This window comes from Streptococcus oralis subsp. dentisani (assembly GCF_002096335.1).
In the GTDB taxonomy this organism is placed as follows: Bacteria; Bacillota; Bacilli; order Lactobacillales; family Streptococcaceae; genus Streptococcus; species Streptococcus oralis_Z.
In genome coordinates this window covers 1-223 of record NZ_NCUW01000018.1, presented here as the reverse complement: position 1 = coordinate 223, position 223 = coordinate 1, and the positions used below count along the sequence as shown (strand labels likewise).

The 223-nt window shown below is 52.5% G+C and carries 1 pseudogene; it reads left to right on the top strand.

Annotated features, from left to right (window positions below):
- Nucleotides 1-223, top strand: a pseudogene (locus tag B7709_RS10180) (hypothetical protein); the annotation flags it as partial.

Here is a 223-nt window from a genome sequence, read left to right as displayed (position 1 = left end):
CTGAAGCACTTGTTGAAGCCGATGCGCTCGCTGACGTACTTGCTGAAACTGAAGCACTTGTTGAGGCAGATACGCTCGCTGACGTACTTGCTGAAACTGAAGCACTTGTTGAAGCGGATACGCTCGCTGACGTACTGGCACTTACTGAGGCACTCGTTGAGGCGGATACGCTCGCTGACGTACTTGCTGAAACTGAAGCACTTGTTGAAGCGGATGCACTTGC